This window comes from Bradyrhizobium sp. HKCCYLRH3059, from assembly GCF_051168035.1.
Taxonomy (GTDB): Bacteria; Pseudomonadota; Alphaproteobacteria; order Rhizobiales; family Xanthobacteraceae; genus Bradyrhizobium.
Genome location: NZ_JBNPUF010000002.1, coordinates 309,778 through 335,887 on the forward strand (window position 1 = coordinate 309,778; position 26,110 = coordinate 335,887).

23 protein-coding genes are annotated in these 26,110 nt (G+C 66.0%); 10 read left to right on the forward strand and 13 right to left on the reverse strand.

Annotation, left to right across the window (positions count from 1 at the left end):
- Positions 1-76 precede the first annotated feature (76 nt).
- The gene (locus tag ACQR13_RS08355; protein ID WP_315714662.1) at positions 77-967 is read right to left on the reverse strand and encodes a hypothetical protein; all 891 of its coding nucleotides are present in this window, start codon (positions 965-967) and stop codon (positions 77-79) included.
- Positions 968-1,229: 262 nt separating this feature from the next.
- On the opposite strand from ACQR13_RS08355, the gene yidD reads away from it, so the two are divergent.
- Complete coding sequence (yidD, locus tag ACQR13_RS08360) at positions 1,230-1,580, forward strand: membrane protein insertion efficiency factor YidD (protein WP_315749469.1); 351 nt, start codon at positions 1,230-1,232, stop codon at positions 1,578-1,580.
- Positions 1,581-1,741: 161 nt separating this feature from the next.
- Positions 1,742-1,954: a hypothetical protein gene (locus ACQR13_RS08365; RefSeq protein ID WP_315714664.1), complete on the forward strand. Its 213-nt coding sequence runs from the start codon at positions 1,742-1,744 to the stop codon at positions 1,952-1,954.
- A gap of 9 nt (positions 1,955-1,963) precedes the next feature.
- Here ACQR13_RS08365 and ACQR13_RS08370 read toward each other — a convergent pair whose 3' ends face one another.
- Positions 1,964-3,202 (reverse strand): hypothetical protein, encoded by a 1,239-nt coding sequence (locus ACQR13_RS08370; RefSeq protein ID WP_434862731.1) that lies wholly within the window; start codon positions 3,200-3,202, stop codon positions 1,964-1,966.
- Position 3,203: 1 nt separating this feature from the next.
- Entirely contained in the window at positions 3,204-4,577 is a 1,374-nt protein-coding gene (locus tag ACQR13_RS08375) for an APC family permease (RefSeq protein ID WP_315826213.1), read from the reverse strand.
- 340 nt (positions 4,578-4,917) lie between these two features.
- On the opposite strand from ACQR13_RS08375, the gene ACQR13_RS08380 reads away from it, so the two are divergent.
- Entirely contained in the window at positions 4,918-6,129 is a 1,212-nt protein-coding gene (locus ACQR13_RS08380; RefSeq protein WP_409998609.1) for an alpha/beta hydrolase, read from the forward strand.
- Between the two features lie 21 nt (positions 6,130-6,150).
- Here the strand turns inward: ACQR13_RS08380 and ACQR13_RS08385 are convergent, their stop codons facing one another.
- The 3 genes from ACQR13_RS08385 to ACQR13_RS08395 form a co-directional block, all read right to left on the reverse strand.
- Positions 6,151-6,501, reverse strand: coding sequence for a hypothetical protein (locus ACQR13_RS08385; RefSeq protein ID WP_315714667.1), 351 nt, complete (start codon positions 6,499-6,501; stop codon positions 6,151-6,153).
- A gap of 148 nt (positions 6,502-6,649) precedes the next feature.
- The gene (locus ACQR13_RS08390; RefSeq protein ID WP_434862732.1) at positions 6,650-7,825 is read right to left on the reverse strand and encodes an MFS transporter; all 1,176 of its coding nucleotides are present in this window, start codon (positions 7,823-7,825) and stop codon (positions 6,650-6,652) included.
- Between the two features lie 102 nt (positions 7,826-7,927).
- Positions 7,928-9,226, reverse strand: coding sequence for a hypothetical protein (locus tag ACQR13_RS08395; RefSeq protein WP_434862809.1), 1,299 nt, complete (start codon positions 9,224-9,226; stop codon positions 7,928-7,930).
- 315 nt (positions 9,227-9,541) lie between these two features.
- Here ACQR13_RS08395 and thrS point away from each other — a divergent pair, with 315 nt between their 5' ends.
- Positions 9,542-11,608, forward strand: coding sequence for a threonine--tRNA ligase (gene thrS, locus ACQR13_RS08400; protein WP_315714669.1), 2,067 nt, complete (start codon positions 9,542-9,544; stop codon positions 11,606-11,608).
- A 127-nt stretch (positions 11,609-11,735) separates the two neighbouring features.
- On the opposite strand, the gene ACQR13_RS08405 is transcribed toward thrS, so the two are convergent.
- A complete protein-coding gene (locus ACQR13_RS08405; RefSeq protein ID WP_409999218.1) occupies positions 11,736-12,638 on the reverse strand; it encodes a hypothetical protein in 903 nt (300 codons plus the stop codon).
- Between the two features lie 286 nt (positions 12,639-12,924).
- On the opposite strand from ACQR13_RS08405, the gene ACQR13_RS08410 reads away from it, so the two are divergent.
- The gene (locus ACQR13_RS08410; protein ID WP_316164494.1) at positions 12,925-13,488 is read left to right on the forward strand and encodes a nitroreductase family protein; all 564 of its coding nucleotides are present in this window, start codon (positions 12,925-12,927) and stop codon (positions 13,486-13,488) included.
- A gap of 238 nt (positions 13,489-13,726) precedes the next feature.
- On the opposite strand, the gene ACQR13_RS08415 is transcribed toward ACQR13_RS08410, so the two are convergent.
- From ACQR13_RS08415 to ACQR13_RS08425, 3 genes are all read right to left on the reverse strand, one after another.
- Complete coding sequence (locus ACQR13_RS08415; RefSeq protein ID WP_316202883.1) at positions 13,727-16,201, reverse strand: putative bifunctional diguanylate cyclase/phosphodiesterase; 2,475 nt, start codon at positions 16,199-16,201, stop codon at positions 13,727-13,729.
- A gap of 920 nt (positions 16,202-17,121) precedes the next feature.
- Complete coding sequence (locus ACQR13_RS08420) at positions 17,122-17,292, reverse strand: RNA polymerase sigma factor region1.1 domain-containing protein (RefSeq protein ID WP_316170248.1); 171 nt, start codon at positions 17,290-17,292, stop codon at positions 17,122-17,124.
- An 81-nt stretch (positions 17,293-17,373) separates the two neighbouring features.
- Complete coding sequence (locus ACQR13_RS08425) at positions 17,374-18,450, reverse strand: hypothetical protein (RefSeq protein WP_315714673.1); 1,077 nt, start codon at positions 18,448-18,450, stop codon at positions 17,374-17,376.
- A gap of 240 nt (positions 18,451-18,690) precedes the next feature.
- Between ACQR13_RS08425 and ACQR13_RS08430 the strand changes: the two genes are divergently transcribed.
- Positions 18,691-19,710, forward strand: a complete 1,020-nt coding sequence (locus tag ACQR13_RS08430; protein ID WP_315714674.1) for a patatin-like phospholipase family protein — start codon at positions 18,691-18,693, stop codon at positions 19,708-19,710.
- Here ACQR13_RS08430 and ACQR13_RS08435 read toward each other — a convergent pair.
- Together ACQR13_RS08435 and ACQR13_RS08440 are read right to left on the reverse strand one after the other, a co-directional pair.
- Positions 19,697-20,125, reverse strand: a complete 429-nt coding sequence (locus ACQR13_RS08435; RefSeq protein WP_315714675.1) for a CBS domain-containing protein — start codon at positions 20,123-20,125, stop codon at positions 19,697-19,699. The genes ACQR13_RS08430 and ACQR13_RS08435 overlap by 14 nt on opposite strands.
- Before the next feature lie 275 nt (positions 20,126-20,400).
- A complete protein-coding gene (locus ACQR13_RS08440; RefSeq protein WP_315714976.1) occupies positions 20,401-21,198 on the reverse strand; it encodes a rhomboid family intramembrane serine protease in 798 nt (265 codons plus the stop codon).
- Between the two features lie 522 nt (positions 21,199-21,720).
- Here ACQR13_RS08440 and ACQR13_RS08445 point away from each other — a divergent pair.
- Complete coding sequence (locus ACQR13_RS08445) at positions 21,721-22,278, forward strand: PAS domain-containing protein (RefSeq protein ID WP_315714676.1); 558 nt, start codon at positions 21,721-21,723, stop codon at positions 22,276-22,278.
- A 205-nt stretch (positions 22,279-22,483) separates the two neighbouring features.
- Here the strand turns inward: ACQR13_RS08445 and ACQR13_RS08450 are convergent, their stop codons facing one another.
- Positions 22,484-23,470 (reverse strand): MBL fold metallo-hydrolase, encoded by a 987-nt coding sequence (locus ACQR13_RS08450; RefSeq protein ID WP_316202842.1) that lies wholly within the window; start codon positions 23,468-23,470, stop codon positions 22,484-22,486.
- Between the two features lie 183 nt (positions 23,471-23,653).
- Here ACQR13_RS08450 and ACQR13_RS08455 point away from each other — a divergent pair, with 183 nt between their 5' ends.
- The 3 genes from ACQR13_RS08455 to ACQR13_RS08465 all read left to right on the forward strand — a co-directional run bounded on the left by ACQR13_RS08455 (position 23,654) and on the right by ACQR13_RS08465 (position 25,869).
- Positions 23,654-24,268, forward strand: a complete 615-nt coding sequence (locus ACQR13_RS08455; protein WP_315714678.1) for a PilZ domain-containing protein — start codon at positions 23,654-23,656, stop codon at positions 24,266-24,268.
- A gap of 332 nt (positions 24,269-24,600) precedes the next feature.
- Positions 24,601-25,227, forward strand: a complete 627-nt coding sequence (locus ACQR13_RS08460) for a transglutaminase-like cysteine peptidase (protein ID WP_315714679.1) — start codon at positions 24,601-24,603, stop codon at positions 25,225-25,227.
- 225 nt (positions 25,228-25,452) lie between these two features.
- Positions 25,453-25,869, forward strand: coding sequence for a hypothetical protein (locus tag ACQR13_RS08465; protein WP_434862733.1), 417 nt, complete (start codon positions 25,453-25,455; stop codon positions 25,867-25,869).
- Positions 25,870-26,110: the final 241 nt, after the last annotated feature.

Genomic DNA, 26,110 nt, shown 5'->3' on the forward strand with positions numbered 1-26,110 from the left:
AGCCAGCTCGCACGAGGGTGACGGCACCGGTCGCCCCTTTCGGACGCTGGCGCCGGTTCGCCAGCGACGTCGCTGCCTATTGCGGCGGCGTCGCCGCCACCGTCGCCGCCGGAAGCGCTTCGGCGGTGCGGGAGAGTTGCTTGTCGAGCGCGGCCGGGAAGCGGTCCTGCTGCTTGTCCCTGGCCTGCGGCTTCGGCGCGAGCTCGGCGACGGGCACCGCCCCCTTTGGCGGCAGCACCTCGGCGACCAGATCCGTGGTCACGATATTGGTGAGGCGCAGCTCGGCGCGCGACAGCTCATGCAGGTCCTCCCAGGGCGGCACGTTCAGCGCCAGCGACAGCAGATCGCCCGCTCCGCCCATGTCGAAGGTGTATTTGGCGAGACGCCCGATGTCGCGCTCGACGATCATCAGGTCCTGCGCCGTATAGCTCGCCGCCTTGGCGTCGTCCGCTCGGTCTCCCATCCAGATCTGGTGAACGCGGACATGGGCGGTGTCCGGAACATAACGCGTGGTTCCAGCCAGCAGCAGGAACACGCACATCGACTCGCAATAGGCCTCGGGCACCACGCGCGGCCGGTCACCCGCGCGGCTCGGACGCTGGGTCATGCCGACCGTGGTGCGCATCTTCAGCCCACGGAACCGGCGACCCAGGGTTATGGCGTCGTTGACCGAACCACCGCTGGAGTCGAGCACCAGGGTGGCGCCCGTCAGGTCCCGATCCCTCGCGAAATCCTCGAAATCCTTCGGCGTGTCGCCGGTAACGATCCCGACCGCGCTGACCCAGCCGCAATTCGGCTCGCAGGCGACCCAACCGAACCGCATCGGGAGTTTGCGCTCTTCGAGCGCGCCGCCGGCGCGCGCCGTGTTGGACATAACGGTGATCGCCCCACCGACCACCAAACCAAGCGCTGCCACACCGAGTAGCATCCAGCGCAATTCATGCGACCGCAGCAATCTCACGCGCAATCCGTCCCCCTCGTATAGCTCGGTACGCAGTTCCTCGGTTTTCTTGCGGAAAGACCTGACAAGCTGGCCTCAAATCCGTTATTAGTCTGTCACATCCTTGTCGGGAAACGTATCCGGGCAATCACCGACCGTCCAGCTGCGGCGTGCTGCGGCGCCGCTGAAAACTGGCCATTGTTGCATCACATCACCACAAATGAACGAGAGCAGGGTTCCCTGCCGAGGAACCGGTCAGAAGCTCGCACATCCATCTGGCATTTCGCTCATGAAGCACTCATGCTCCGACATCGGCTGCCATTCTGCGCACATCGGGTCGCTGCTGGGGCGACTCCCGCGCCGCGCGGCTCACGCGCTGATCTGGCTTTATCGCCACACATTGTCGCCGCTGGTCGGCTACAATTGCCGGCACCTGCCGACGTGCTCGGTCTATGCTGATGAAGCCATCGAGCGCTTCGGGCTCTGGGCAGGCGGCTGGATGACGCTCGCCCGGCTGCTGCGCTGCCAGCCCTTTGGCACCTCCGGCATCGACAACGTCCCAACGACGGCTCCTGCGCGCGCCCGCTGGTACCTGCCTTGGCGCTATGCGCGATGGCGCGGCGTCAACGGGCCGAACTGAGGTGCAGCGCAACAAGCACCGAATCGATCGATCGACCTCGCAGATGGCGCTGGCGAAATCCCACGCCAGGACTATGCTTCTGCAATGCGACGGCGCTGTCAGCAGGAACCGCGCCGCTTGGACTGGCATTGATGTGACGCTTCCTTCGGGAGGAAACAACGATGCGCTGGACAATCAGCCCCAGAAGCCACCGAGCGCGCAAGAGTGTCGGTCCCGATCATGCCGGCCATCATGACGCACGCCAGGTGGACCTGCTCTGCATCATCGCTTTGTTGATCGTCATTGTCGGTGCCTGGCGCTATCTCACGGACAGCACCGCCCTGCCCCCGCCGACGACGTCCTACATCGTGCCCAGCCAGAGCGTGCACTGGTGAGATTCGCCCCTACCATCTCGGCCAGAAGATGAAATCGTCGCGCCGCGGCGGCGGATAGAGAGGAACCGGCTCCGACGCCCGCGGCACGCGCCGGGCGCGCGGCGGCGGCTGGTAATCCGTCTCTGGAAGGACGCTCGCTTCGGCCGAGACTGTCGCGTCGGCCGGAGGCGATCTCACCGCGAGCAGGACATTCGATTCACGCGTGCGCCAGCGATAGCCGATCCCGAACTCCAGCGGCTGCGCGCGCTCGAACAGCTTCGCATAGCTCCTCTGATACATGTCCGGAAACTTGTCGATCGGCCCGGCGTAGCGTCCGAACGGCAGGAAACGCCAAGCCCGCGCTTCGTAGCTTGCGAGCGGGATGCCGGAATCGTCCTGGATGATGGTGGCGCTGTTCTTCAGCAGCCAGCTACGGACCCGCCCGAAGCCGTTCTCATGCAACAGATAGGACGCGCTCTTCAGGAGACTGTCGCCCGGCCCCAGCGGCTCGCAGAACTTGAGCAACCCGCTCGCCTTCACGCCGGAATCGGAGAGATCGCTGGAGAAGTAGTAGAGCGTCTTGGCGACCCCGTCGGCGCCGGCAAACAGGATGCGCGCGCCCTTGGTCGCATTGCGCGTCGGCGCCTCGTCGTTGCCGTGCAATCCGCCGTTCTCGTCCAACCAGATCAGACTGGCCTCGCGGATCGTCTTGCCGGTGCGCGCCAGGAAGACGTAGAGGATCGGCAAGGTCCCTTCGAGCTCGCCTTCGCGCAAGTCGACCTTCATGTCCTTGGTGATGAAGAAGGAGAAGCTCAGGACCGATTGCAACGAGCGTTCGACATAGGACAGCGCCGGGCCGATGCTGCCTCGGGGCAATCTGGTCAGGTCCGGGATCGGGCCCGTCGGCTCGAGTGCCGCCAGGACATAGGTCGTTGCCTTCGGATGAAAGGCATCGGCATAGAGAAAATCCGGCCCCGAGAAGAAATAGAACATCGACGGCCGCGGCGCGGCCAGATTGGCATCCGCCCAGGCCCTGATCTTCGACAATTGTCGCTGCTCGAGCTGATTGAAGGCGTTGTCGAAGAACGCCGCGTGGCGCCGCCACGCCGGATCCTGCACGAAGGGCAGGAGCGGCGAGCCCGCTGCTGGCGGCATGCCCGCCAGCACCCGCGCCGTATCGTCCGGCGTGGTGGTCAGAGCCCGAGCCTCGAAGCTCATGGCAAGGATCAGACATGCGACGGCGAACCAGACTCTCGAGACCAACAGCATTTCAATCCGAACCCGATGCGAGCGTTGCGGCGATACGGCGCGATCGCGCGTGAGCGAACCAATAGATCACCAATCCCGACGCCATTGCGCCTGCGCCGAGCCCTGCCTGCAAGGGCCGCGTTGTGATGAGATAGTACATCATGAAGAAGGTCACGCTGAGGAAAATCAACGGCGTGACCGGATAGCCCCAGGCGCGGTAGGGTCGCGTGAGTTCGGGCTGCGCGATGCGCAGCTTGATCAGTCCGAGCACAGCGAGAAGCGAGCAGGACAACAGCGAGAACTGGACGACGTCCAGCACCGCCTCGAAGCTTTCCGTGAACAGCATCAGGGTGGCGACCGTGAGCTGGAACAGCACGGCATAGGCCGGCGCCCCATTACGCGAGCGCCGCGCAAACACCGACAGCGCCGGAATGTCCTCGCCCATCGTCATCAGCACGCGCGGGCCGATCCACATCATCGCGGCAATGGAAGGAACCAGTCCGACGCAGATCATCGCGGCCACGAAGCGCCCGCCGGTCTCGCCGAAGATATGACTGCCCGCGATGCTCGCGACCTGGAGCTGGCCTGCGAGCGCGTCCATCGGTGCAGCCCGCAGGAAAACAGCGTTGAGCGCGATGTAGAGTACCAGAACGATCACCGTGCCCAGCAGCAGCGCGCGCGGCAAGGTCCGCTCCGGCGCATGCAGTTCGCCGATGATGTAGGTCGCCGCGTTCCAGCCGGAAAACGCGTACATCACGAACACCAGTCCGGTTGCGAACGCCGCACTCGTCACGTGGCCGATATCGGCCGCGGTCGGCAGGAAAGTGACCGACTGCGGGGCGGCAATGGTGTAGCCTGCGATGAGAAAGGCGGTGATGAGCGCGAGCTTCAGCATGGTCGACAACAGCTGGAAGCGGCTCGACTGCCTGATGCCGCCGAGCTGCACCGCTGTCACGAGCCAGACTGCACCCGTGGCGAGCAGCATCGGCGGAGCACTGGTGATGACGGCCCGACCATATTCGCCGAACGCCATGGCCGCGAGCGCCACCGGCGCCGCGAAGCCCACCGTCGCCGAGACCCACCCGGCCATGAAGCCGATCGCCGGATGGAACGCCCGTGTGAGGAAATTGTATTCGCCGCTCGAGCGCGGAAACATCGTGCCGAGTTCGGCATAGGACAGCGCCCCGCAGATCGACACCAGTCCCCCGACCGCCCACAGCGCCAGAATGGAGAAGCCGGACGGGATGTCCCGGACCTGGAAGCCGAGGCTGGTGAAGACGCCGACTCCGATCATGTCGGCGATGACGATCGCGGTCGCGACCGGCAAGGACACGGATGGAACCCGGTCGCCGTCTGTCCGGCCCCGGCCGGGATCGTCCGCCTCGGATGCAGCCATCTCGTCGAGGGACGCCCGGCGCCCCTTCCTCTGCCTCAGCCCAGGTTCCCGCCGAAGCATTCAAACATCGTTAACGGGCGTTAAATATGACCTTCTTCAAGGGTATTTTTGAACCGATTTCGGCCGGGCTGGGCTGCGGCATTGCATCGGGCCGCCGGCCGTCCCACAATCGCGACACGTTCGCGTGGTGTGTCCCGGTACGCCCGGGGTCGACCGGACACGATCCTTAACGCGACCTCAATTTCGGCGGCGCAGGTTGAACGAAATCCGCTGGTTGAAGAGCCGTGTTGCGGCTCGAACGCGTCTTTGGGGACGGATGATCGGGGAAGACGAGAAAGTGGTGACGTCTGTGCGCAGGGGCTCGTGCCTCTGGTGGCGCGCGGCATCGGCGCTGGCAATCTGCCTTTCCTTCACGCATTGCGGCAAGGCGCCCAATCCCGAGGCGTTGGCCGCCAACGCATCGACGGCCCAGGGGCTGACCTTCGACGATCGTTTTCCGGCACCTGAATTCAGCGACCGCTTCCCGTCCGCGCAGGAGAGCTTCCGGCTTCACACGCCCTCCGACTTCGCTCCGAAGCCGGCGCCCTCACAGATCGCATCGCTGGAGCCGCAACGGTCAGAACGGCGGCAGCGTGAGGATCTGACGACCCTCGTCAGCATGCAGTCGTCGGCCTTTCCCTATTTCGGTAACAATCCGGCATCCGACGCGCCATTCCTGAACGTCAGCAACGGTGAGCGCCGCGGCCACCGCAGCTTGTCCGGCCGCGTCTACTGGCAGGACCAGACCTACAACGACAGCCGTGTGCTGGTGCACGTCCCCGAACAATTCGATGTGCGCAAGCCGGGCGTGATCGTCGTGTTCTTCCACGGCAACGGCGCCACGCTGGAGCGCGACGTGCGCGACCGCCAGTTGGTGCCGCAGCAGATCACCGCGGCCGGCGTCAACGCGGTGCTGCTCGCGCCGCAGATGGCCGTCGACGCCGCCGATTCGAGCGCCGGCAAGTTCTGGCAGCCCGGCGGCTTCAAGCGCTTCATGGACGAGGCTGCGGCCAGCCTCGCCCGCCTGACCGGCAATCCGGCCGCCGCGAAGACGTTCGCCGGCATGCCCATCGTGATCGTCGGCTACAGCGGTGGCTTCCTTCCCACGGCCTGGAGCCTCGAGGTCGGCGGCATCGGCGACCGCGTGCGCGGCGTCGTGTTGCTCGATGCGGTCTACGGCCAGCTCGACAAGTTCGCCAACTGGGTCGAGCGCAACCGCTCCGGCTTTTTCATCAGCTCCTACACGCGCTACACTGCGCGGCATGATCAGGAACTGATGGCGATGCTGCGCAATCGCGGCATCGAAGTCTCCGAGGACATGGACCGGCCGCTGCGCCCGGGCAGCGTCGTCTTCGTCGAGACCGACGAGGGCATCACCCATCGCGACTACGTCACGCAGGCATGGACCCGCAACCCGATCAAGGATGTGCTGGTCAAGATGGCGGCCGCCCAGCCGCCGATCCGGATCGCGGCCGGAGCCCAGGACATGTCGAACCGCGTGTCGAGCCGCTGAGACAGAGGCTGCCGCAATGCCTCAGGACTTCGGAAGCTTCTCGACGAAGCCGTTGAAGCAGGCGAGCCGCTCATCCTCTTCCTTGGTGAACTTGCAGTCGCCGACCACCTTGGCCTTCATCGCCTTCGGCTTGGCTGCCGGCGGAATGACGGCGTCGTAGCAGTTCAGGCGCTCCTTGGTTCCGTCGTCGATCTCCAGGCAGGCCTGGAGCTTGGCGGCCGCCGATTGCGGCTTGGCCGGCGCGGCGGCGGCGGTCTTCGTCCCCTTCGGCTTGACCTGCACCAGCGGACGGTCACCGACCATCGGCGCGCTCTGGGCCAGCGCAGGGGTGCACAGCAGCACTGCGGCCAGGCTCAACATCATCTTCTTCATGCCATATCTCTCTCATCCGACCCGTGGGCACGCGAGGACGTCCGTCGATGCTACTCGCCGGCCGTGGCAGAATCCACGCCCCAGCAGCCCCCCACGACATCGGCCTTTAATCCGGTCGGGCCGGCTTTGCCAAGCGCCAACCCGCTGCTCAGGCCGGAACCGGGGTCCGCGCGCGCTGGCGGCTGGCCAGAATTGCCAGCAACGCCAGGGTCAGGAACATCAGTGCGACGTAGCCGGTGGCTCCGAGCAGGTCGCGTGCAAACAGACTGCCGCCGATCGCGGAGCCGATGGCCTGGCCGATATAGAGCACGGAGGTGTTGAGCGACACCGACGCCGAGGCAAGCGGCGGCGCGGCTGCCACCAGCCGAACCTGCTGCATCGAATTGGTGGACGCAAACCCCAACCCCCAGATGGCGACCGCCACCGCCATGAGGCCGTAGGTGCCCGCCGCCAGCGTCCAGGCCGACACACCGGCGAACATCAGGCAGGTGAACAAGAGCGATGTCCGGTAGGCCCCCCAGCCATCGACGATCCGGGTTGCGATGACGACGCCGAGAAAGCCGCAGGCGCCGTAGATCGCGAACACCAGCCCGATCTGGTTGGAGTCCGCGCCAGTCAGGCGCTTCAACAGCGGTCCCATGAAGGTGAAGATCACGAACTGCCCCGACATCTGCAGGGTCGTGACCAGGAGCAGCAGAACCACCAGGCGGTTACGGCCGAGCTCGGTCCAGGTCTTCAACGCAACCGGCGCGCCCTTCAGGCCGGATGGCAGGCGCCATGTCAGCAGAACAAAGCTGACCGCGCCGGCCGCACCGACGGCGAGATAGGCAGCCCGCCAACCGGAATGACTGCCGATGAAGGTGATCATGGGCAGCCCCACGGCGGCCGCCAGCGACCAGCCCAGGAAGACATAGGCGATGGTGCTGCCGCGTCTCTCGATCGGGCTGATCAGCGCCGCCGTCCCGGCGGCCTGCGGTGTATAGAGCGCGCCGACCGCGAGCATCACGAGCCGCAGCACCAGCAGGCTCGCATAATCGGGCGCAAACGCCGAGGCGAGATTGCCGAGCGTGAGGACCATGAGCGTCGCTGCGAGCAGACGGCGGCGATCGAAGCGGCTCGTCAGCCAGGCGGTCAAGGGCGAGCAGATGCAGAGCACCACCGCGCCGAAGGTGATCAGGAGTCCCGCCGTCTGAACGCCGACAGCGAGATCCGCGGCGAGCTCGGACAGCAGGCCGGCGGGCGCGAGCACCGAGCAGCCGGTGACGAGATTGCCGAGCATGAGCGCGGTCGGCGCAAAGCGCCCGGAAGCGAAAGTGGATGTCATCGCGCCTCAATAGCAGAGAATTTCATGCATTTGCATGAAAATGTCTCATGCCGCCCATGACTTTCTCTCGTCCTCCCTCCTTCGTCCTGGCCGCCATTCTCGTCAGGGCGCGGGGGCGGACTGCGCCGCCGAGGCCTGCGGCGAGGGAATCTGCGTCCACGGAACCGGCGTACTCGTCGGACGGGCGATGGCTCTGGACGGCGGGCAGCTCTCGGTCAGCATCTTCAGAGCAGATTGCAGGCCTTCGCTGCTCACCGGAAATGTCGAGACATTGCGACGCGCGACATTCAACAGGGAATCGCTCAGCTCGGCCGACGGCATCAAGGACAGCGTTTTCACCTGGCTTGCATTCAGGAACACGCCCCAGGTCTCGCGATCGCCCGACCGCCGCGGCGGCGAGAGGAAATTGAGCCGCATATCTCCGCTCGCCATCGCCAGCGGACCCGGCGGCGAGCCGGCCGGCGCGATGCGCTCGACGTCGAGCTCGAAACGGTCCTGATCGAAGCAGACCATCTGCAAGCGCGTGGTCTGGAACGTGCTCTCACCGTCCTTGCGTGCGAGAATGGTCTTGTAGGCAATCCCACGGCTGGCGGTCTCGAACATCCAGGGGCTTTCGACCCGCTGCCGCCTGTCGAGCGCAAACCGCGCGATCTCCTCCCGCGTCAGGATGCGCATGCTCTCGAACGGGACGGACCGCGCCACCGTGAGCAGAGCGGGATCCGCGCCGAGCTTGGTGATGTAGTCGAGCACCATCTTGTCGGCCCGCGCCATCGCCTGCTGCATCGCCTGCGCCCGCATCTCGCGGGTCGGCACGCCGCCGGTGAAGTTCAGGATGACGCGCGGCGAATGCACCGCGAGCGTCGCATCCGCTGCGATCTCACGCGTGGGCGCGCCGAGCAGCATGTAGGGACAGGCCGAATTGCACATCGCCCCCCGCGTCCAGACCTCGCCATGCAGCTCGCGCCCGGACAGCTTCAGCTTGGTACAAGCTTCGCCCTCCTGAGGCTCGAAGCCGCACTCGCGCAAGGTGGTGCGTCCCACCCGCACGGCGGCCTTGCGCTCGCGCAGCATGTCGCCGATGGCGAGCGCCTGCTGCAGATTGCCGCCTGGAGAATTGAAGTAGATCGGCAGTCTGCGCTCCCCGATCTGCTTCATGAACTTGCGAAAGCGCGCCGCGGCGCCGCCGTCGATCTTGCCTTCGGCGGCGATCCAGCTGTCACAGCCATGTCCACAGGCGTCCGAGGAGCCCTTGACGAGAGCGAACGCAATCGGCGTCGAGCCGTCGGCGACCCGCGGCGACGCGGCGCGGCGCGCGGCCGGCCTGGACTCCGTTGCAGGCCTGGCCGGGGCACCCGGCCTCGCATGTGCCGCGGGCTTTGGCTGGGTCGCCGGCTTTGGCATCGCCGGAACGGCCGCGAACGACGACAGGCTCGACAACACGAACACGATCAGCGCGGCCCCAACATGAATGCCGCCGCGCCGATACACAGACAGCGGCGCCTCTCCTGCAGACTCCATCGCCAAACGCGTCCCCACGCCCCGAACACTTGAAGTTGTATCATACCGGCCCGCGGCGGCAATCTCCGCATCGCCGCACCAGCCGCAATTGGGCGGTTTTCCCGTCCCTCTCCCGGTTGCAGCCTGAAAATCCCCTGCTATACCCCTTGCTCCCGCTTACCTGCGCTCGTTCGCAGGAGTGAGCTCAAGGAGTGACCCATGTCCGATCCGAAATCGCCTGATTCCAAGTCCGACCAGCAAAAGTCCAATTTCCAATACAGCCTCAGCAACCTGAAGCCCGCCGCCCCGGTCGAGAAGATCACCATCAGCTTCCCCGACGGCGCCCGGCGTGAATATCCCCGGGGCACCACCGGCTTCGACATCGCCAAGGGCATCTCGCCCTCGCTCGCCAAGCGCACCGTCGCCATGGCGCTGAACGGCGATCTCGTCGACCTCAACGATCCGATCAATGAGGACGCCAGGCTCGAGCTCGTCGACCGCGACGATCCGCGCGCGCTGGAATTGATCCGGCACGATTGCGCGCATGTGCTGGCCGAGGCCGTGCAGGCGCTGTGGCCGGGCACCCAGGTCACCATCGGCCCTGTCATCGAGAACGGCTTCTACTACGACTTCTTCCGCAACGAGCCGTTCACGCCCGAAGACTTCGCCGCGATCGAGAAGAAAATGCGCGAGATCATCGGCCGCGACAAACCCTTCACCAAGGAGGTGTGGGATCGCGCGAAGACCAAGCAGGTGTTCCGCGACAAGGGCGAGGCCTTCAAGGTCGAGCTGGTCGACGCCATTCCCGGCGAGGAGCCGATCAAGATCTACTACCAGGGCGACTGGTTCGATCTCTGCCGCGGTCCGCACATGACCTCGACCGGCAAGATCGGCAACGCCTTCAAGCTGATGAAGGTGGCGGGCGCGTATTGGCGCGGTGACTCCAACAATCCGATGCTGACCCGCATCTACGGCACGGCGTTCGCCAAGCAGGAGCAGCTCGACGCCTACCTCAAGCAGATCGAGGAGGCCGAAAAGCGCGACCACCGCAAGCTCGGCCGCGAGCTGGACCTGTTCCACTTCCAGGAGGAAGGCCCGGGCGTCGTGTTCTGGCATCCGAAAGGCTGGAGCATCTTCCAGGCGCTGATCGCCTATATGCGCCGGCGCCTCGCCGGCGACTATGACGAGGTGAACGCGCCGCAGATCCTCGACAAGTCGCTGTGGGAGACCTCCGGCCACTGGAACTGGTATCGCGAGAACATGTTCGCGGCGCAGTCCGCCGGCGACGAGGCCGAGGACAAGCGCTGGTTCGCGCTGAAGCCGATGAACTGTCCGGGTCACGTGCAGATCTTCAAGCATGGCCTGAAGAGCTACCGCGACCTGCCGCTGCGGCTCGCCGAATTCGGCGTCGTGCACCGCTACGAGGCCTCCGGCGCGATGCACGGCCTGATGCGCGTGCGCGGCTTCACCCAGGACGACGCGCATGTGTTCTGCACCGAGGACCAACTCGCCGACGAGTGCCTGAAGATCAACGACCTGATTCTGTCGACCTACTCGGATTTTGGCTTCGAGGGCGAACTGACGGTGAAGCTCTCGACCCGCCCGGAGAAGCGCGTCGGCACCGACGAGATGTGGGATCACGCCGAGCGCGTGATGGCGACCGTGCTGAACGAGATCAAGGCGCAGAGCAACCACATCCGCACCGAGATCAATCCAGGCGAAGGCGCGTTCTACGGGCCGAAGTTCGAATATGTGTTGCGCGATGCCATCGGCCGCGACTGGCAGTGCGGCACCACGCAGGTCGACTTCAACCTGCCGGAGCGGTTCGGTGCGTTCTACATCGACGCCGACGGCGCCAAGAAGGCGCCGGTGATGGTCCATCGCGCGATCTGCGGCTCGATGGAGCGCTTCATCGGCATCCTGATCGAGCACTATGCCGGCAGCTTCCCGCTGTGGCTGGCGCCGACCCAGGTCGTCGTCACCACCATCACCTCGGAAGGCGACGAATACGCCAAGCAGGTGCTGGCTGCGCTGCGCCGCGCCGGGCTCAGATGCGAGATCGACCTGCGCAACGAGAAGATCAACTACAAGGTCCGCGAGCACTCGCTGCAGAAGATCCCGGCCCTGCTCGTCGTCGGCAAGAAGGAGGCCGAGACGCATTCAGTCTCCGTCCGCCGGCTCGGCCGCGACGGCCAGACCGTGATGCCGACCGCGGAGGCCATCGCCGCCCTGGTCGACGAGGCGACGCCGCCGGACGTGCGGCGCCGTCAGCGCGAGGCGGCGTGACGTCGTAGCGCGTAGCCCGCACGAGCGCAGCGACATGCGGTGTCGCCGCGACAGCGCGTGAGATCCCGGATGTCGCTCCCGCCGTCGCCCTGACGGGCTCCGGCGCGCGCTCATCCGGGCTACGCGGCTACGCCGACAGACTGGCGACAGCATCCGCCGAACCTCTGTCTCGACCCGCGGCCTGCAGCGCCACGTCGGCGCATTCGGCCATGTAGAGAAACATCGTCGCGAGCATCCGCTCGATCGCCTCGCGCCCCAGCGGCAGAATGGTGATGGCGTCGGTGCTGCGGATGAGCAGGCGCTTCTCCTCTGCGTCTCGCAGCAGCGTCAGCACGTGCTTGCGCGACACCGAAAAGCGGGTCGCCAGACCGTTGATTGAGAACGGCACGGGGCCGTCGGGCGGGAATGGCTGGTCCGGCCCGGCGCCTTGGGCCAGGCTGAACAGGATCACCATGCCCGCGGTCCGTTCGGCAAACGGCTCGAGCTCCGGCGCTCCGTCGAGGATCCGGACGCCGGCGATGAAGCGACGGCCGAGCTCGAGCACGAAGCTCTTCACGAAGGCCGGATCGTTCAACGCAGCCCGGTAACCCACGGCGGCCGGCAGCACCGCGCTCATGGCGTCGAACTGTACGCCCCAGCGCTCGCGATGCAGCGCGATCAGCTTGTCGGTCGGGACCAGCGGCCGCCGCCGGCGGTCCAGATTCGAGGCCGACGCCACCAGCCCGGTCGCCCGCATCAGCGCCAGCATGGCCTCGCAGCGGCCGCCGCTGCACAGGTCGAGCCTGGCACACATCTCCTTCATGGCGCCGACGGTGAGACCGAGCTCGCCGTCGCGCTGCTCGGCAAAATGCAGATACAGCGCGACGTGCGGAAACAGCGCCCGCGCCCGGTCGCTCAGCAGCGCATTGAGGATGCGATCGCCCCGATACAGCCTGATCGCCGATGCCGTCGACGCCCGCATCGCCCGTGCGAAACCAGCCGTCCCGCGCAGCCGCGCGACGGCGTCAGGTGACGGAATCAGTGCGGTCATCGGCACGTCAGATCTTGCACTCGAGGCAACTCCCGGCGGATCTCTTAGCACTATGTTTTTACCGGCCCGCCCAAGGTTCGACAATTCGCTGGGAATATCGTGCTTAGGACAGATGGCCGCATCGGATATGCCCCGATCCGCGTCGTCCCGCGCGAAGTCTTCGCCGAAACCCGCAAAGGCTGCAGCGCCGGGTGCAGTAGAACCGATCAAAACGCCGTGCCGTGGTCTCGTTGCAGGCGGAGGCCCATGCTATCTGTCGCGCGTGCAACGAACGAGACCCACCGACGTGACCGACGCGATTGAACTGCTGAAGACCCGCCGCTCCGTGAAGCCGCGCGAGATGAGCGGCCCCGGCCCCTCGCCCGCCGAGCTCGACACCATTCTGACCATCGGCGCCCGCGTGCCAGACCACGGCAAGCTTGCGCCATGGCGCTTCATCGTGTTCGAGGGCGACGGCCGCCGCCGCGCCGGCGAGGTCATCGCGGCCGTGTTCGCCAGGAAGAACCCGCAGGCGAGCGCCGCCGAGCTGGAGGTCGAGAAGAATCGCCTCATGGAGGCGCCGCTGGTGATCGGCCTCGTCAGCTTCACCCGGCCGCATCCCAAGGTGCCGGCCTATGAGCAGGAGCTCTCCGCCGGCGCGAGCGCGATGAACATCCTGACCGCGGCCACCGCACTCGGCTATGGCGGCTGCTGGCTGTCTGGCTGGTTCATGTTCGACCGCGACGTGATGGACGGTCTCGGCCTCAAGACGGAGGAGAAGCTCGCCGGGCTCATTCACATCGGCAAGCCGGCCAAGCCGAGCGAGGACCGGCCGCGTCCGGCGCTCGCGGACATCGTGACGCGGTTCTGACGAAGGCACGCGCGGGACCGGCGCGACCTTCAGGAGCAGACGCCCGGCGATCGCTCGGCTCATTGCCGCGCCACGCTCCATCCGCCCAACATTGCGAGCGCAAACAATCCAGGATTCCTCCGCGGAAGCCGTCCGGATTGCTTCGCTGCGCTCGCAATGACGCGCGGAGATGCCTCAGCCCCCAACTAATTGGCACTCCGAAGCCGCGTGCAACATTCCGTACGCTTCCCTCTAATCCTCACGCCGCCTGCGATGATCTCGCGCCGAACTGCGCCAGCAGGCCCGCGATCTCCGAGGCCGGCTTGGCCGCGCTGAACAGAAAGCCCTGGACCTGGTTGCAGCCCTCGGCGCGCAGCCACTCGAGCTGATCCGATGTCTCGACACCCTCGGCGGTGGTGATGATGTTGAGGCTCTTGCCGAGGCCGGAGATGGCGCGGACGATGGCGAGGCAGTCGGAGCGCTGCGCGAGATCCTTCACGAAGGAGCGGTCGATCTTGATCTTGTCGAACGGGAAGCTGCGCAGATAGCTCAGGCTGGAATAGCCGGTGCCGAAATCGTCCATCGAGATGCGGATGCCGAGCTGGCGAAGCTGATGCAGCGTCGCCAGATTGGCCTCGGTCTCGGCCAGCAGGATAGACTCGGTGATCTCCAGCTCGAGCCGCTCCGGCGCCAGCGCCGACTGCGCCAGCGCCTGGACCACGACCTGCACGAGGTTGCGGCTGCGGAACTGCACCGCAGAGAGATTCACCGCGACCTTGATGCCGTCGGGCCATCGCGCCGCCTCGTGACAGGCCTCGCGCAGAACCCACTCGCCGAGCGGCACGATCAGGCCGATGTCCTCGGCCACGGGAATGAAATCGGCGGGCGAGATCATGCCCTTGTCGGGATGACGCCAGCGCAGCAGGCATTCGAATGCGGAGATCGCGCCGGTCGCGACGTCGACCAGCGGCTGGTAGTGCAGCTCGAACTCGCCCTGGGCGAAGGCACGGCGCAGATCGTGCTCCATGTCGCGGCGCTTCTGCGCCTGGCGGTCCATCTCCTTTTCGAAGAACCGATGCACGCGGCCGCCGTCCTGTTTGGCGCGGTACAGCGCCATGTCGGCGTTCTTCATCAGCTCCTCGCAGCTCGCGCCGTCGCCCGGCGACAGCGCGATGCCGATGGAGGCACCGATCACGAGCTCGTTGCCGTCGATGTCATAGGGCGCGCTGAGCGCCGCGATCAGGCGGGCGGCACACTCGCTGGCGTCGCTGGCGCCGCAGCTCTGACTGATGATCACCGCGAACTCGTCGCCGCCCAGCCGCGCCGCCAGCTTGCCGCCATGCATCTGCTGTGTCAGGCGGCCCGCGACCGCCTGCAGCAGCCGGTCGCCCATCGGATGACCGAAGGAGTCGTTGACGGTCTTGAACAGATCGAGGTCGATGCACATCACCGCGATGCGGCGGTCGGCCGCCCCGGCGCCGTCGAGCTCCTGCGCGAGGCGCTGCTGGAAGAATTCGCGGTTCGGCAGGCCGGTCAGCCCGTCGTGGTGCGCCATGTAGGCGATGCGCGCCTCGGCGCGACGACGCTCGGTGATGTCGACGATCGCGACCAGCACGCCGTCGCGGCCATCGAAGGTGATCTCGCGGCCGTAGGTCAGCACCTCGATCTCGCTGCCATCGGCCTTGCGATGGCGCCAGTCGCGGTGAAACAGATCACCGTCGGCCAGCCGCAGCAGCGCGTCATCGAGGCTTTCCCATTCGCCCGGCGGCCAGAGATCCCAGACATTCATGCACAGCAGATCCGCCCGGCCGTAGCCATAGTGCCCGACCATCGCATCGTTGACATTGAGGATCTGCGCGGTCTTCGCATCGAGGATGCACATCGGCACCGGGTTGGCGTCGAACAGCAGCCGGAACGAGGCCTCGCGCCGCTTCAGCGCGGTCACGTCGGCAATGGTCAATGAAATGATGTCGCCAAAGGCGTGGGCGCCGAGCCTGAGACTGCGCGCCTCGCTGTCGAGCTCGAACTGGTCGCTCCGCCCGTGCGTGACGACGTCGAACAGCCGCGCCATCACCTCGGGCGTGCACAGCATGTTGCCGCCCTGCTTCAGCCGATGCCATTGCAGCGTCGCCGACGGCAGCCTGAGCAGGTCGGCCGCCGCGCGATTGTGATGAACCACCTGGAAATCGCAGGGCATGCCGACGCTGTCGCGGATGGTCGCGAGCGAGACCACGCCGTCGTCCGTCGTCGAGAAGATCGCATCGAGCAGATTATATTGCGCGTCGCGCTCGTTGACGTAGGTCCCGACCAGCGTACTGCCCCACCGCGAGTTGGTCGGCAGCGCCAGCACGTCATAACTGCGGACCATGCCGTCGCGGACGCAATGCGCATGAGCGAGATAGGGCTGGCCGCTAACGAGCGCGCAATTGGCCGCCTCCACCAGCACGGTGGCGCAATCCGGCGACACGGCTTCGACCGCGACGTCCCAGCGCTCGTCCTGCAGCCATTGCTGGACGTAGCGGCCGCTGCGCGAAATCTGGAGGCCACCGTCCTCGTTGTTGAGCACCGCGATATGATCGGCGAGACGGCCGAGGCTGCCCAGCATGACGTCCTCGTAGCGCGGCAGGCGCTGGCCCGGCTTCAATGCCGCCTGCCATTTGCGCCTGAGCACCGGAATGTCGTCAAACAGATCGCTGCTGATCGTCGTCAACGCCTTGGTCGTCGCGGCACGCATCATTCCCACTCAATCGCCACCCTGTCGGTCCCGACGGTATCTGAAGCAGACACGGCTTTAACGAGCTGTAAATGCATTGGCTTCGCGCCTCGCGCGCAGCGATTGTGACAGTTTTAAGTGGTTCCATGGTTATCGCGCATTAGCGACTATGACAGCATCGCTTCACGTTCGTCGCCGATGTCGCAACGGCGAGGTCGATACGGATACGGCATAGATGCGGACGTGAACCTGCGATCTCGCGACAATATCTGCCCGAGTTTTGCTAATCGAACCGCCCCCTTCGAACAGAGGGCGCAGGGAGAGCCGGACCTCGACTGAGGCCCGTGGCCCGCCTGCGAAAAAAATGCAGGCGGCAGGTACCACAGGTCAGCCGGAAACCCGGCCCTCCCTGCGCGATGGCTGAACGGCTGCTTCGCGTTCTCCCTGGTGCGCCGGGCTTTCTGGCCACCATCCCCACGCGAAGCGAAGCCTCAACGTGAGTTGACATCAGCATCGGGATATCAGGACCGCGCGACTTGACCGTGCGTGGCGAATTGTTCGTCGGCGCGGGCAACCCGCGCTGCAATCCACCACGCCCACCGCTCCCCGCCTCGCGTCTCGTGACGACCGCGATACGCCCCTCATCTCGAGGCGGGATGCGCGGAAAGATCCGCCTGATTTGCCCGACGACACAAGAACTAATAACTGCGACAAAGTAACCCGACGGGCAGATGTGCACGACTTAGCGAGTCGTGTCGCGCACCACTGCTTCGACAATCACCGCTGTCGTCCCGGCCTTGAGCCGGACCCATAGCCACCGGCCGCGGTGATGCGGACCACTGACAGCGACGTCCCCCGATAGCATCCGCGGTATGGGTCCGGCGTTCGCCGGGACGACACCCGTGGTCAGGCGCGCTCCTGCCAAAAACGCTGTTCTTGCATCAGTCCTCCTCGAGACGGATGCCTGCGTCGCTGAGCGCCCGCATGATCCGCTCGATGTCCTCGGGTTCGACTGTGTTACCCGGGCAAAGTGCGTTCAGCTCGTCGAACGTGATCCAGCCCTTGCGCTCGCCGATCTCGATGGCCTGGCGGATGATGTGGGATATCTGCATGCGGCTCTCCCGGAGACTGGCTCTCATAGATAGCGGGGAGAGTCGGTGTCCTTCTGCGGGGCCATTTCGCGTGCGAGCCGCTCAGCGCGCGAGCACCTCGACCTCGCCGTCGACGCCGTTGACGACGCTGAAGGAGCGCTCGAACACCTTGCCTTCGTTCTTGGCGATGGCGCGGTAGTCGCCTTCGGACAGCACGACCTTGGGGAAGGCGCCGATCGATTCCTTGATCACGTCGCCGCCGGGGTTGATGACCGACCAGGCGGTGTTGGCGAGCGCCTCGCCGCCCTTGTCGGAGACGAGCTTCAAGGTGATGACCGCGGCGCGGTGCGTCACCGTGACGTCGGTGAGCTTGCCAGCCTGGACGCGGATGTCGGAGCGCACCACCGAGTTGGCGTCGCCATAGTTGGAGACGATGTAATAGGTGCCCTCCGGCAGCATCAGCATGTCGCCGGCGGCGACGTTCGGCACCAGCGGCGCCCGCTCGCGGCCATCGAACTGGCTGCCCTTGTAGATGGCGAACGAGATCTGGTTCTGCGGGATCTTGCTGGTGCCGACCCTGCCCTCGAGGCGCAGGCCCCCGGCCGGCAGCACGAAGGATTCGCGATCGGTCTCCGTCTTCAGGTTCACCGACCGGACCGCGCTGACGAGGCCGAGCGCGACATGCACGACATAGGTGCCGGGCGGCAGCACGATGTTCGGCGTCGGGCCGCGATCCTCGCGCAGCATCTTGAAGGCGCCGGATTCGTCCGGTCGGTCGGCGAACACGCGCCAGACCAGACCGCCATTGATGTTCGGCAGGTCCTTTCCGAACCGCGCCGACAGCGACAGCACGCCCTGATTGGGAGCCGCGGCGGGTGGAGCAGCAACCGGCGGGATCGCAGCCGGCGCGCCGGGTGGGATCGCGGCGACGGGCGGTCCCGGCAGCACCTGCGGGGCCGGCGGCGGAATGGGACCGGCGGCGGGGCCGGAGGGTGGCGCCAGGCTCACCGCCGCCCCGGGATCGGGCACCGAAGCCGGCGGAATCGGCGGTGGCCGGTCGCTGAACAGTTGCGCCGCGGCCGGCGGCGTCACGAGCCCGGTCAGCGGCCACGACAAGGCGAGCACAAGCCATAGCCGCCCGCTGCGCCGGAATCTGGTGAACCCGCGACCTGTCGTCATCGTCTTGCTTTTGAACAAAAACGCGGCAAATTCAAGCCTCTACTCAACTGTCCCGGAGGAACCCCGTAAGCAGCGCGCGACTTGGTCGCATTCTCCGGCGGAGAGTTCAAATCAGCGGCATCCGGCGCTCCCGTCGACCCGGCATAAAGGATGCTTCTGCTAGGCTGGTGCTAGGCTGTCATGCGTCATGAGTCCGTTGCCGACTCGTTGCACACAGTTTGCGTAGGCGTGGAGATCTCGGTGCTGGACATTCTGAAAGGACGCCGTGCGAACGGAACCGAAGGTTCCGATGTCGGTCTCGGCACGATCCGCAAGCCGGTCATCGGCCTTGCGCTTGGCGGCGGCGCGGCGCGCGGTTTTGCCCATATCGGCGTGATCCGGACCCTGATGGCGCACGGCATCGTGCCCGATGTCGTGGTCGGCACCTCGATCGGCGCCGTGGTCGGCGGCGCCTATGCGGCCGGCCAGCTCGATACGCTGGAGGAATGGGCGCGCAGCCTGCAGATGCGCAACATCCTCGGCTATCTCGACATCCGCCTCAACGGCTCCGGCCTGATCGGCGGCGAGAAGCTCGCCGCCCAACTCGAAGCCTCGCTCGGCCGCGTCACCATCGAGGAGCTGCCGATGAAGGTGGCGACGGTGGCGACGGAGATCCGCACCGGGCACGAGATCTGGCTGACCCATGGCAGCCTCGTCGACGCGATGCGCGCCTCCTACGCCCTGCCCGGCATCTTCGCGCCGGTCCTGATCGGCGACCGCTGGCTGGTCGACGGCGCCATGGTCAATCCGGTGCCGGTGTCGGCGGCGCGCGCGCTCGGCGCCGAGATCGTGATCGCCGCCAACCTGTCGAGCGACGTGTTCACGCATTCGACGACGATCTACTCGCATGGCCAGCCGGTCGAGGTGCCGGAGACAGTGATGGAGAGCGCGCCGCCGAAGCGGCGCTTCCGCAGGCTGTTCTCGCCGGAGCGCGCGGTGAAGCGGCAGTTCTTCGGCGAGGGCGGCCGGCCGGGCATCTCGTCGGTGATGGTCGACGCCTTCAACATCATGCAGGACCGCATCACCCGCGCGCGCCTCGCGGGCGATCCGCCGGACCTTCTGATCTCGCCGCGCGTCGGCCAGATCGGCTGGTTCGACTTTCATCGCGCGGCCGACCTCATCGCGTTCGGCACCAGGGCGGCCGAACGTGCGCTGGATTCCATCCAGGAAGCGATCGGCGCGGTGACGCCGACCGGCGGCGGAGCGACTACGCCGTCTTGATGTACTGGCGCAGTGCTTCCTGCTCGGCCTCGTATTCCTGGACGCGCCACTTCACGACGTCGCCGATCGAGATCAGGCCGGCCACGACGCCGCCCTCGATCACCGGCAGATGGCGGAACTTGCCGTTGGTCATCATTTCCATGATCGAGGCGACGGTATCCGCAGGCTTGCAGCTCACCACCCGCCGCGTCATCACGTTCGACACCGGCTCGGTCAGCGCGGCGGCGCCGCGCTCGCCGAGCGCGCGGACGATGTCGCGCTCCGAGAGGATGCCCTCCATCCGGGAACCCGACATCACCAGCACCGCGCCGATCTTGCGGTCGGCGAGCCGCTTGGCGGCTTCGGCGAGTGTAGTCTGGGACTCGACGCTCTCGACCTGATGGCCCTTGGTGTCGAGGATCGCACGTACTGTCATTGCTCGTCTCCTTGAGGGGCCGGTGTGCCTTCTTGAGCGAGGCGTCGTTGCGGCCGATGCTTCCAGCGATCGTCAGTCAAGCGAGTCTTCAATCAACAGTCTGGCAATGCAACGGATCCAATCCTTCTGATCGCGCTTTGGTTGCATTGCACTCCGCAAGCTGGCCTGCGCGGCACAAATCGCCTGCTTTCGTTCATCCGGAATCGTGCCCCGGTTGCAGTGGACGCAAATGATGAATGAAATCACCTGCGCTCGCAAGCGCAGGATCGCGGCACCTAACGGTCGACCACGTCGGATGGCAACGCAGGCGCAGCATCGTCACGCACATGCGGGGTGGGATCGAACAGCGCAAACAGGATCAGTCCGGCGATGAATCCGCCGATATGAGCCTGCCAGGCGACGTCGGCGCCCTCGGCGCCGGGCGTGATGCCGCCAATGCCGAACACGATGTTGACGCCGAACCACACTGCCAGAAAGCCGAGCACCCGCGGATTGCGCAGCGCACGCGTCAGCGACAGCGCCGGAACCCTGGCCGCCGCCTCGGCATCGCCGCGGGTGAACGACAGGAAGCTGCCGCTCACGAAGGCAAAGCGCATCGCCGCCGCCATGGTGCCGGACACCGAGGCCGAGGCGCCGATCATCGGCGCCAGCGCGTGCTCGTGCGTGAGCAGATGCGCCAGCGCACCGGCCGCCGCCGTCACCGCCATGAACAGATAGAACCGGACCGCCCCGAAGCGGCGCGCGAGCGCGCTGCCGAACGGCAGCAGCCAAAGCACGTTGAAACCGATATGCGCCAGATTGGCGTGCAGCAGCGAGTAGCTGAAAAAGGTCCAGATCTTGGCCGGCGTGCCGCCGGGAAACGCCCCGTCCATCAGGGTCTGGTCGTATCGTTTCGGGACGAAGGCGAACAGGTCGATGATCCAGCCGTTCCACTCGTCCGGCAGCAGCACACGCAGATGGATCACCGCGATCAGCAGGATGTAGGCGGTCAGTGCGCCCGGCAGATTGAGGATCGGCTCCCGCGCCTGCTGGAGCGGCGGATCCTGCGTGAGGTCTGACGAGGGGGAATCCAACGGAACGCACGCCTTCGACGAGAGGAACAGATCCGTCAGATAGGCGGCTTTGGCCGGCCTGTGCAAGCGCATGGCGGCAGAGTTGATGTGCAGCCCCGGGCTGCGGAGGCGAAAGGACAGCCGATCCGCCAAAAGAAAGAGGGAGGGTTCTGAGAAAACCCTCCCTCCGAGACTTGCCGGCCTTTGCCGCGTCCGGAGCGCCCGGGGTCGTTTTCCCCACCCCGCCCCGTCGCGACGACCAGACTTGTTTGACGCCGCCTGCGTGTAACTCACCGTATCGCGGCGGACCTTCCACCTTCCGGCCGCGATCTGATGAACGCATTGTTAACGATCGCGCGGCGGCCGCCAAGCTCATCGTTAATTTAACCTTAACGCGCGGAAGGCCGGGGGAAAGCCGGCACGATCGCACCATCGGCATGGACGCTGCACCACCCCTCCTGCGAAAACAAACCAGGGAGGCGCCTGGACGAAAGCGGGACAGCAATGTCCTCCGTGACGTCGAGGGCGCGAGGGATCACCGAGATGAAACATCCGTCCAATCGCGAGCTCTTCGCCTATTGGAACGACAGGCGCGGCCATGCCAAGGCGCCGGAGCGCTGCGACTTCGAGCCGTCGGCCGTGCGCGAGCTGCTCGGCGACATCTTCGTCTTGTCCTGCGATGCCGACAGCGGCTTTCCGTTCCGCATGGCCGGCACGCGGCTGTGCGCCCTGCTCGGCGGCGACGTCAAGGACAGGAGCTTTCCGGCGCAGTTCGCGCCCGCCAGCCGCCGCGAGATCGAGGAGATCACCGCGGTGGTCTGCGAAGAGACGCTGCCGGCGATCGCCGGCGTGACGGCGCAGGCGCCGGATCGCACGACCGCGCATTTCGAACTGCTGCTGCTGCCGTTCGCGACCCGCGCGCATGAGCCGATCAGCCTGACCGGCCTGCTCGCCCCGTTTGAGACGCCGCAAGGCGCGCTCGGTCCGCTGGAGATGGTGTCATGGCGCTACATCCATCCGCCCGCCGAGCCGATCGTGCCGCGCGCGTTGCGCAAGCTCGCGCTCGCCCGCGGCCTGATGGTGTATGAGGGACTGCGCTGAGTGCAGCGCCGATTTCATAGTCCGGATGAGCGCCAGCCGGAGCCCGAAGGGCGCAGGCGAAAGCGACATCCGGGACAGACCATCCTTACATCGCGTGCCCACGTCGAAGCTGTCGCACGCCGACGGTGAATCGCCGGCGGACAGACGTCCCCGCATGTCGCTGCGCTCATGCGGGCTACGGGAACTGGGCTGCCGTCCCGCCTCCTCAATGTGAGCCGGTCAGCGGCGTGATCGGACTGCCGTCGGGAGCAAACGCGGCGACCTGATCCGAGATGACGAACGACGTGAGATCGCGCCCGACCACGAGCGGGCCCTCATAGCTCGTCCGCGTGCGCGCGATCAGCGCCTCTTCGGGCACGTCCTGGACCGGCTTCACGGTGGCGAACACGATGTGCGAGTAGACCGCCAGCTTCGGCTTCGCCTCGGTGAAGATCTTGCCGGCCTCCTCCGGCGAGGTGTGGTGGTCCTCGATCGCACGATAGTTCGGATAGGTCTTGATCAGTTCGGGATCGATCACCGCCACCTCGTGGATCAGAAGATCGGCGCCCTCCGCCGCCTTCTCCACCCGCGGATCGGGCTTGGTGTCGCCGGACAGCACGACCTTCTTGCCGTCGAATTCGACGACATAGCCGAGCGCCGGCTTGATCTTCTCGCCGTGATTGACCTCGATGGCGCTCACCCTGACGCCGTTGCGCTCGTAGACGACGCCGGGCCCAATGTCGGCCGCGGCGAAGGCGACGCCTTCCGGCGGATAGTGCTCGTCATCGATGCGGATGCGGATGTCCTCGGAGAAGGCCTTGGTGAGATTCTCCGTCATCGCCACTGTCCCCTTCGGTCCGAACACGACCATCGGCCCCTTGCGCGAGGCCCAGGGCGTGCCGATCCAGCCGCTCAGCCACATGTCCGGCAGTCCCACCACGTGATCGGAATGCAGATGGGTGAGGAAATGCGCGGTGATGCTGCCGAGCGGGATGCTCTTCTGGAACAGGCGGATCGTGGAGCCGCGTCCGAGGTCGAACAGCAGCCGCTCAGGCCCGGCCTCGATCAGGGTCGAGGCGCTGAAGCTCGACAGCCGCGGCGTCGGCGTGCCTGTCCCGAGCAGGGTCACCTTCATCTCGGCTGCCGCGGCCGGCGGCGATCCAGCCACCACGCAGACCACGACCGCCACGACGGCTCCCAACAAGCTCCGCATGAACGTCTCTCCCATCTCCGTTGGCGTCATTGGCGCGATGTCGCGCCTGCCCATTCTATCAGCTCGTCATGGCCCGCGGCAGAGTGCTGCAGGAGCACAACGTAACGCTGAATTAACCGTGAAGGACTTAGTTTCAACACTGGATCATCCGGCACGCTAAGAGCCGGCTTTGAGTGGCGAAACATGGCGTTGCCGAACAAAAAACTCTCTCTTCCGGCCGCCGAGGAGCGCCGCCGTTTCCAGCGGGTCAAGGTCCACCTGCTCGGCCGCTACATGCTGCCCGACCGGCGCGAGTTTCCCTGCCAGGTGATCAACATGTCGCCGGGCGGGCTGGCGCTGCTCGCGCCCGGCATCGGCAATGTCGGCGACCGCGTGATCGCCTATCTCGACCATATCGGCCGCGTCGAGGGCAAGATCACCCGCATCATCGACAATGGCTTCGCCATGACGATCGGCGCCACCGCGCGCAAGCGCGACAAGCTCGCCGCGCAGCTGACCTGGCTCGCCAACCGCGACATCCTCAATCTGCCGGAGGATCGCCGCCACGACCGTATCATTCCGCGCAACCCGATCGCGGTGCTGACGCTCGAGGACGGCACCAAGATGACCTGCCGCATCATCGACATGTCGCTGTCGGGCGCGGCGATTGCGGCCGAGACCAGGCCGCCGCTGAAATCGCAGGTCATGCTCGGCCGCGTCCAGGCGCGCGTGGTGCGAAATCTCGAAGGCGGCTTCGCGATCGAGTTCACGCACGCCCAGCTCGCCGAAACGCTCGAAGACAGCGTTACCGCGCGGTAAAGCCGCAAGCCTCTGAAATCCCGCAACTTCACGGAGCACACGGCGTCCGCCACCACGGGCGCCGTGTGGCGTTCGGCCAGCGCACAGGTGATCCGGCGCAGTTAATTGTTGACGGGAAAAGCGCAGGGGACCCTGCAACGGCAGCGGTTCCCGGCTTAATGCAGCGCATTCGATTCAACCGCGAATGATTCAAATTTTAGCTAGATTCGATTCAAGTGAAAGTCGAATAAGCCCTTTGTTTTACTTGGATTTGCGTCAAATCCATCGTGGCGATTTAGCGGCAGCGAAAAATCTTTGTGAGACACATGGTCCCAACGAAAACGGGGGCCAAAATGGTCAAGCGGACGGGACAGGCAACGGGGTGGGCGGTCGCAGCCTTCCTGATGGCGATGGGCGGGATGGCGCATGCCGGTGATGACCGGGTGCTCTATGCGAGCCTGGGCGACACCGCACGGGCGCCGATCGGCTGGGTCGAGTTCTGCACCGAGGCGCCCGAGGAATGCCGCGGCGGCGCGTCGCAGCCCCGCGACATCGTGCTGTCCCAGACCGCCTGGCGCGATCTGCTAAAGGTCAATCGCTGGGTCAACGAGAACGTCAAGCCCATCACCGACATGGACCATTGGGGCGTGGTCGAGAAATGGTCGCTGCCGACGGACGGCTACGGCGACTGCGAGGATTACGTGCTGCTGAAGCGCAAGCTGCTGATCGATGCCGGCTGGCCCCGCGAGGCGCTGCTGATCACGGTGGTGCGCGACAAGAAGGGTGAAGGACACGCCGTCCTCACCGTGAAGACCGACAAGGGCGAGTACGTGCTCGACAATCAGAACGAGAGCGTCGTCGCCTGGACCGAGACCGGCTACCGCTTCGTCAAGCGGCAGTCGCAGAGCGACCCCAACGTCTGGGTCTCGCTCGGCGACGGCCGCCCGGCAGTGGCCACCGCCAGCGCCAGAGAACGCTAAGGCGTCCGCAAGCGCTGATCAGAGAGGCGAGACACGAATTCGAGTTACGCGACCCGGTCACATCCCCACCCCTCCCCGTCCCAGACCGGTTCGCGCGCGGCCAGGCCTCCCCCAAGGCCTGGCCGCAACTTTTTTTGGCCTTGCTTTGACGATATGTCACAGGCGGGGCGCGGCGACGGCCGGCCAACCTTGTTTTCCCTCGACCGTCGGGTTTAGGTTGTCGGCATGATGATGATCCTGCGAAGCGCGACCTTGCTGGCCGCGGCCCTGACCCTGGCGAACTGCTGCATGTCCGGCGCCGGCTGCTCGGGACCGTTGGCCGCGGCCGGCCCAGCCGCGCCGGCGATGGCCGCTACGCCCGCGGTGATTACCGCGCAGCCGACGAGCGCTGCGGCCGACTGGGACGGCCGTGTCGCCACCTCCGACGCCGACACCGAGATGGTGACGGAGCCGGACATCGGCACGTCGCGCAAAGGCGCGAAGCGCCATGGCGACTCGCGGGGCGACGTGATGTCCGCGCAGTCGAGCTCCGGCTATCGCGGCCGGATGAGCTGGGAGGAGGAACAGGCGGCCGACCTCGCCGACGAGGCCCGCCTCAAGCAGAAGCTCACGATCTGCCGGAACTGCAGCGCAACGCAGTAAGCATTTGTCCGGCCGCAGTTTTCGGCTGGTCGCGACCGCGCCCCGGAACCGGCGTGGTGCATGCGGCGGGCGCGCCATTTCGGGCTTGCAGGCCTCGCTTTTGTCGGATTTCCTAATCAAAAGCTGACGACTTGGTTCGTTCGCCAGATGCACGATTTGCGGGCTGGGCGGACAGCGTTCTCTGCTCGAGTTTTTCGCCTCTCCCAGTTTTCGGGAGGAGCATCCGAAGCTTTTTCAATTT

Coding starts and splice junctions, on each gene's coding strand:
- ACQR13_RS08445 (WP_315714676.1), top strand. CDS start 21,721: ATGAAACATCCGTCCAATCGCGAGCTCTTCGCCTATTGGAACGACAGG.
- ACQR13_RS08375 (WP_315826213.1), bottom strand. CDS start 4,577: ATGGCTGCATCCGAGGCGGACGATCCCGGCCGGGGCCGGACAGACGGC.
- ACQR13_RS08455 (WP_315714678.1), top strand. CDS start 23,654: ATGGCGTTGCCGAACAAAAAACTCTCTCTTCCGGCCGCCGAGGAGCGC.
- ACQR13_RS08450 (WP_316202842.1), bottom strand. CDS start 23,470: ATGCGGAGCTTGTTGGGAGCCGTCGTGGCGGTCGTGGTCTGCGTGGTG.
- ACQR13_RS08425 (WP_315714673.1), bottom strand. CDS start 18,450: ATGACGACAGGTCGCGGGTTCACCAGATTCCGGCGCAGCGGGCGGCTA.
- ACQR13_RS08385 (WP_315714667.1), bottom strand. CDS start 6,501: ATGAAGAAGATGATGTTGAGCCTGGCCGCAGTGCTGCTGTGCACCCCT.
- ACQR13_RS08465 (WP_434862733.1), top strand. CDS start 25,453: ATGATGATGATCCTGCGAAGCGCGACCTTGCTGGCCGCGGCCCTGACC.
- ACQR13_RS08390 (WP_434862732.1), bottom strand. CDS start 7,825: ATGACATCCACTTTCGCTTCCGGGCGCTTTGCGCCGACCGCGCTCATG.
- ACQR13_RS08365 (WP_315714664.1), top strand. CDS start 1,742: ATGCGCTGGACAATCAGCCCCAGAAGCCACCGAGCGCGCAAGAGTGTC.
- ACQR13_RS08435 (WP_315714675.1), bottom strand. CDS start 20,125: ATGACAGTACGTGCGATCCTCGACACCAAGGGCCATCAGGTCGAGAGC.
- yidD (WP_315749469.1), top strand. CDS start 1,230: ATGAAGCACTCATGCTCCGACATCGGCTGCCATTCTGCGCACATCGGG.
- thrS (WP_315714669.1), top strand. CDS start 9,542: ATGTCCGATCCGAAATCGCCTGATTCCAAGTCCGACCAGCAAAAGTCC.
- ACQR13_RS08420 (WP_316170248.1), bottom strand. CDS start 17,292: ATGCAGATATCCCACATCATCCGCCAGGCCATCGAGATCGGCGAGCGC.
- ACQR13_RS08370 (WP_434862731.1), bottom strand. CDS start 3,202: ATGCTGTTGGTCTCGAGAGTCTGGTTCGCCGTCGCATGTCTGATCCTT.
- ACQR13_RS08405 (WP_409999218.1), bottom strand. CDS start 12,638: ATGACCGCACTGATTCCGTCACCTGACGCCGTCGCGCGGCTGCGCGGG.
- ACQR13_RS08415 (WP_316202883.1), bottom strand. CDS start 16,201: ATGCGTGCCGCGACGACCAAGGCGTTGACGACGATCAGCAGCGATCTG.
- ACQR13_RS08395 (WP_434862809.1), bottom strand. CDS start 9,226: ATGCCAAAGCCGGCGACCCAGCCAAAGCCCGCGGCACATGCGAGGCCG.
- ACQR13_RS08460 (WP_315714679.1), top strand. CDS start 24,601: ATGGTCAAGCGGACGGGACAGGCAACGGGGTGGGCGGTCGCAGCCTTC.